Annotated in this window: 4 protein-coding genes; 2 read left to right on the top strand and 2 right to left on the bottom strand. The window is 68.6% G+C overall.

Features of this window, described 5'->3' with window-relative positions; all coding sequences use genetic code 11:
* Together Pta02_RS41355 and Pta02_RS22855 are read left to right on the top strand one after the other, a co-directional pair.
* Positions 1-1,031 (top strand): trypsin-like serine peptidase (locus tag Pta02_RS41355; protein WP_507763422.1); only part of this gene is annotated, 1,031 nt, incomplete at its 5' end.
* A gap of 248 nt (positions 1,032-1,279) precedes the next feature.
* Positions 1,280-2,902: a trypsin-like serine peptidase gene (locus tag Pta02_RS22855; protein WP_203876950.1), complete on the top strand. Its 1,623-nt coding sequence runs from the start codon at positions 1,280-1,282 to the stop codon at positions 2,900-2,902.
* 96 nt (positions 2,903-2,998) lie between these two features.
* On the opposite strand, the gene Pta02_RS22850 is transcribed toward Pta02_RS22855, so the two are convergent.
* A complete protein-coding gene (locus Pta02_RS22850) occupies positions 2,999-4,354 on the bottom strand; it encodes an NsdA family TPR-like regulatory protein (RefSeq protein WP_203876949.1) in 1,356 nt (451 codons plus the stop codon).
* Positions 4,355-4,682: 328 nt separating this feature from the next.
* Entirely contained in the window at positions 4,683-5,873 is a 1,191-nt protein-coding gene (locus tag Pta02_RS22845; protein ID WP_239131164.1) for an NAD(P)-dependent malic enzyme, read from the bottom strand.
* Between the last annotated feature and the right edge of the window lie 127 nt (positions 5,874-6,000).

Here is a 6,000-nt window from a genome sequence, read left to right as displayed (position 1 = left end):
CGGTCTACAACGGCATCTCCTACAACGGTGAGAAGACCGTCACCGCCGACGAGTACGCCAAGTTCGTGGGCCCGAAGTACGTCAACGTCAAGGAAGTCTCCGCTGAGGAGGGCGCGGCCGGTCTCGCCAAGTACGGCCCCGCGGGTCAGTACTTCTCGGAGACCACGGTTTCCAAGAACGTTGAGTCGGTCAACCCGCCGGCTCCGGCCAACGGCCGGTACTACACCGAGCGCGAGCTCTGCGAGTACCTCAGCGACAACGGCTACAAGGGCGTCAAGCTGACCACCGTCGAGGTCACCTCGTACGAGTACGGCAAGGCCGCCCCCGGCACTGCCGCCTACAAGAACGGCGAGCAGGCCGGCACCACCGGCAAGGTCAGCATCAGCAAGGAGACCTACGCCAAGCTGGTCGCGGAGAAGGCCGCCGGCAAGTTCCTCGGCGAGCTGACCGTCGTCAAGGACGGCAACGGCAACGAGATCGAGTGGTACTCGACCCAGTTCTTCGTCAAGAAGTGGATCAAGTCCTCCGAGGTCTCGGTCACCAAGTGGTTCCTGAAGACCTACCACATCGAGCTGTCCAAGGACGCCGGTCGCCTCGGTGACAACGTCGGCGGCCAGGGCTTCGCCTGGAACCAGAAGACCGGTCAGGCGACCTACATCTTCGGTTACCCGGCGGCTGCCCACGGTGACGGCAACAAGTCCTTCACCGGTGTCACGCCGAAGTGGTGCTACGGCAAGACCTCCGGCAAGGTCTACGTCTCCGCCGCCGAGAAGGTCGAGGAGCACGTTGGCCTCAAGTGCTCGATGACCCCGGGTGCCGACGGCTCCCCGTGGCTCATCAAGTACAGCAGCGCCAAGCGTCTCGGCTACGTCAACGGTGTCACCAGCCTGTTCGGTGACCAGGACGGTAACGACCGCTACGACCTGAGCACCTCGGCGTACTTCGACGGCGAGACCGCCGCGATCTACGCCAAGGCCGCCAACGTGTGGTCGGGCCGCATCGTCGGCGCCAACGGCGAGCTGTACAAGTAAGCCGTACGGATCCGATGATCCCGAGGCAGAGGCTTCCCGTCTCTGACTCACCAGTGTGAAACGGAGGGGCCCGGTCTTCGGACCGGGCCCCTCCGTCGTTCGACGTCATTGACCGGACGTTGTCGGCATTCGTGACCCAATTCCCAGGCAGCGCCTCTACCAGGGAGTACGGGAGATCGATACGGTTTCCCATAATCTGTCGTGTGACGCCTGAGCCCCCTGGGACGTCACCCCATCCTGGAGTCATTGTGAACCCCCGCGCAAAGCATCTCCTCATCCCCCTCACCGTCGCCGGCCTGTCCGCCGCGGCCCTGGCCTCCCCCGCCCAGGCGACCGCCCCGGAGTTCGACCGTGAGAACCTCACCGCCGGTGCCCCGGGCGCCTACGCGATCGCCAAGTTCTGGCTCGACGCCAACGGCGCCGCGCTGAAGAAGGCCACCCAGTACAACTGGGACTCCAAGGAGGTCACCAAGCTGGTGGCCACCCAGGGCGACACCAGTGACGGCAAGGCCGGCAGCGTGGCCCCCACCGGTGGCAAGAGCGGCCCCTCCGCCAAGGTGAAGAACGTCAACCTGCCCAGGACCATCGGCAAGGTGTTCTTCCTCGACCACAAGGGCCAGCCGCGCTGGTGCTCGGGCACCTCGATCCAGTCGCGCTACCTCAACCTCGTCTCCACCGCCGGCCACTGCGCCTACGACGTCGAGGGCAACAAGGAGGTCGTGAGCAACTGGGTCTTCGTCCCGGGTTACTACCAGGGCAAGGCTCCCTGGGGTCTCTACGTCGGCCAGGCCGCCTTCACCCACTACAACTTCTCCGTCCACGAGGACTTCGACCACGACTACGCCTTCGTCGCGGTCTACAACGGCTTCGTCCTGAACGGCGAGAAGGTCGTCACCGGCGCCGAGTTCGCCGACTGGAAGGGCGGCAAGTGGATCGAGCCCAAGGAGATCACCGCCGACGAGTACGCCGCCGGTGTCTCCAAGTACGGCCCGCTGGGGCCGTACAAGAAGGAGGACAAGGTCGCCAAGGACGTCCAGACCGTCAACCCGCCGGCTGACCGTTCCGACCCCAAGTACCTCACCGAGGAGGGCAAGGGCGGCGTCCGGCTGCTGGCCGTCGAGGTGACCTCCTACGACTACGGCAAGGCCCCGGTCGCCAGCTCCGCCTACGCCAACAACGAGCGCTACGAGTCCAAGAGCGGGGACAAGGGCAAGACCCCGATCTCCAAGGAGGAGTACGACAAGCTCGTCAAGGAGAAGGCCGCCGGCAACTTCCTCGGTCAGCTGACCACTGTCAAGGACAAGAACGACACCGAGATCGAGTGGTACAAGACCCAGTACTTCATCAAGAAGTGGGTCAAGACCGACGTGACGACGACCACCTACTACTGGGTCGAGAAGTACGTCATCGGCCTGGCCAAGGAGACCGGCCGCCTCGGTGAGGTCGTCGGCGGGCAGGGCTTCGCGTGGAACCAGAAGATCGGCCAGCCGGTCTTCGCCTTCGGCTACCCCGCCGCCCCGCACCCCGACGGCGACAAGCCCTACACCGGCCTGACGCCGAAGTACTGCTACGGCAAGACCAACACCAGCACCTACGCGGTCAACGACTACAAGGTCGAGGACCAGATCGCGCTGCGGTGCTCGATGACCCCGGGTGCCGACGGCGGCCCGTGGATCCTCAAGTACAACAACGCCAAGCGCCTGGGCTTCGTCAACGGTGTGACCAGCCTCTTCCACGACCAGGACGGCAACGAGCGCATCGACTTCGTCAGCTCGCCGTACTTCGACGGCGACGCCGCCGGGGTCTACAACGAGGCCAACGTGGTCAGGAACACCCGGATCGTCAGCGACAAGGGCGAGCTCCTGCGCTAGGAGTCTTCCGCCTGCGACGTCGAGGGGCCCGGTCTTCGGACCGGGCCCCTTCCGCTTTTCCCGGGCCGGAACCCGGGCCGGAACCCGAGCCGGAACTCAGGCCGGGACGAGCTGCCGCATCCGCTCGCCCAGCGCCGCCACCGGTGACTCGGCGGCGTGGGGGCGCAGGCGCCGCCACAGGTCCCTGAGGTAGGAGCGGGTCCTGGCCGACTGCAGCCCGCCGGCCAGATCCAGCGCCTCGCCCGCCGCCGCGCATGCCTCCTCCACCTGCCCGCGGCGCAGCAGGCCCGCGGCCAGCAGCGACAGGTTGAACATGCGTCCGCGCACGAACCGCCCGTCCATCTGCAGCGACCGCCGCGCGTGCCGTACGGCCTGCTCCCCGTCGCCCAGGTCGCGGAAGCAGTGGGCGAACTTGGCCGACATGTAGGCCTCGTCGAAGTAGGCGATCCAGCCGGGCTCCTGGCCCGCCTTCCTGCGGTCGAAGGCCTCCTCGGCGTGGTGCAGCGCCTTGGCGCAGGCCGCGCCGTCCTCGCGCAGGGCGTGGGAGTGGGCCTCCAGGACGTAGGCCTCGGCCAGCAGCGCGGGGACGCCCGCGCGCTGGGCCGACAGCTGGGCCGCCCTGGCCAGGTCGAGGGCGTGGACGGGCTGGCCGAGGTAGACGGCCTGGTGGCTCATCCCGGCGAGGATCTCCCCGCCGAGGCCGTGGTCGCCCGCTCCCCTGGCCAGATGCAGCGCCTGGATGAGATAGCGCTGCGCCACGCCGTGGTGCTCCAGGTCGTAGGCCATCCAGCCGGCCAGCCGGGTCAGCTCCGCCGCGGCCGAGGCGAGCTCCTTACCGGTGGCCTCGGCGTAGGAGCCGTCGTTGAGCAGCGGCGCGACGGCGGTGTCCAGGTATTTCACGACCGCCGAGCGGATCCGCCCGCCGCCGAACCTGTTGTCCAGCTCGCCGAAGGACCGGGTCACCTCCCGGATCGCGGCGATGTCGGCCATCCCCACCCGCCGGGAGCCGCCCGCCACGGGACGCGTCTGCTGCGGGAGGGCGAGCCATTTCACGGCGCCGACGGAACCGGCTCCGATCACGAAGGTGGAGTCGAGCAGGAACCTGCGCCTCTCGACGTCCGCTCGCCACAGTGCTGTCACGGTTGCAACCCCCTCATGCCAGGTGTGATTGAACTCCTGCCCGAGATCGAGGGGGGATGACGCGGGCAGTCCCAGATCCTCCGGGGCGACCGTACGGCCGAGCCGGAGGGTGAAGATCTCGCTCAGCAGGCCCGGAACCGGCTCCTTGGGACGCTGGCCACCGAGCCAGCGCGTGACCGAGCTGTGGTCGTATCGCAGCCCGGTCAGGCCGCGGGTCCTGCCGAGATCGTTGAGCCTTCTGGCCACTCCGTTGTAGGTGAACCCTGCCTCGACCATGAGCCGCTTGAGCAGTCGGTTGGGCTCGCGTTCCATCGCTCTCCTCGACGGTGGGGAAATGCGGGGGAGCGCGACGGACGCATCCGGCGTCCCGCCGCGCACACATCCGTTCCTCGTGCGCGCCCTGCCCGAGAAGATAACGGAGGGCTCTTTTTATAGCACAGTCCGTGACGAATCTTGGCATCGGCATGACACAGGACGCCTCGCCGGTCGGGCGGAAGGCGTCCTGCGGGGTGAGTCCGGAAGGTGCGGGGCCCACGGGTGGGCGGGCTCCGCACGGTCGGAGCCGGGAGAACCCGATCAGAGCCGGGTCGTGGTCACAGCCGGGTCGTGGTCACAGCCGGGTCGTGGTCACAGCGGCCGGTCAGAGCCGGGCGACCCCGTCGGCGCGGGCCTGGCCGGCGACCGCGGCGACGACCGCGGGCGCGACGCGCTCGTCGAACGGGCTCGGGATGACGTAGTCGGCCGACAGGTCGTCGCCGACCACGGCGGCCAGCGCCTCGGCCGCGGCGACCTTCATGTTCTCGGTGATGGTGGTGGCGCGCACGTCCAGCGCCCCGCGGAAGACGCCGGGGAAGGCGAGCACGTTGTTGATCTGGTTGGGGAAGTCGGAGCGGCCGGTGGCGACCACCCGCGCGTGCCGGCGGGCGACGTCGGGGTGGACCTCCGGCGTCGGGTTGGACAGCGCGAAGACGATGGCGTCGGGCGCCATCGACGCGATGGCCTCCTCCGAGACCGTCGAGCCGGACAGGCCGATGAACACGTCGGCGCCGGCCAGCGCCTCCTCGGTGGAGCCGCGCAGGCCCGCCCGGTTGGTGTCGCGCGCCAGGGCCTCCTTGAAGGGGTTGAGGCCTCCGCGGCCCTCGTAGATGATCCCGCGGGAGTCGGAGACCGCGATGTCGCCGACGCCGGCGCCCAGCAGGATGCGGCTGACCGCGACGCCGGAGGCGCCGGCGCCGGCCACCACGGCCCGCATGTCGCCCAGGGAGCGGCCGGTCAGCCGGGCCGCGTTCTTCAGCGCGGCCAGCGCGACGATGGCGGTGCCGTGCTGGTCGTCGTGGAAGACGGGGATGTCCAGGAGCTCGCGCAGCCGGTCCTCGACCTCGAAGCAGCGGGGGGCGCTGATGTCCTCCAGGTTGATGCCGCCGAACGAGGGCGCCAGCCGCGCCACGGTCTCGACCAGGGCGTCCACGTCGGTGCAGTCGAGGCAGATGGGCACGGCGTCGACGTTGGCGAACTGCTTGAACAGCAGGGCCTTGCCCTCCATGACGGGCATGGCGGCGGCCGGGCCGATGTCTCCCAGGCCGAGCACGGCGGTGCCGTCGGAGACGACGGCCACGACGTTGGAGACCCAGGTGTAGTCGTTGACGAGCTCGGGCTCCTCGGCGATCGCGGTGCAGACCTTGGCCACGCCCGGCGTGTAGGCCAGGGACAGGTCCTCGGCGTTGCGGACCGGGACGGTGGAGCGGACCTCCAGCTTGCCGCCGCGGTGCAGGGCGAAGGCGGGATCCAGATCGAGGGATTCGAGGGAAATGGAGGATGGCGTGACGGCCACAGCGACCCCTGTAGTTCAGTCAGACAGACGGATGTTTCCTTCGTAGACGCCGTGGGAAGCGTGGCCCGGCTTCGGTAGCCGCTCAGGTCTTACACGCTGGGAACGGTCGTCAGAGAGGGGGTACGGG

Origin of the sequence: Paraplanobispora takensis, from assembly GCF_016863195.1 — a bacterium.
Lineage (GTDB): Bacteria > Actinomycetota > Actinomycetes > Streptosporangiales > Streptosporangiaceae > Planobispora > Planobispora takensis.
This window is presented reverse-complemented; position numbering and strand designations above follow the sequence as displayed.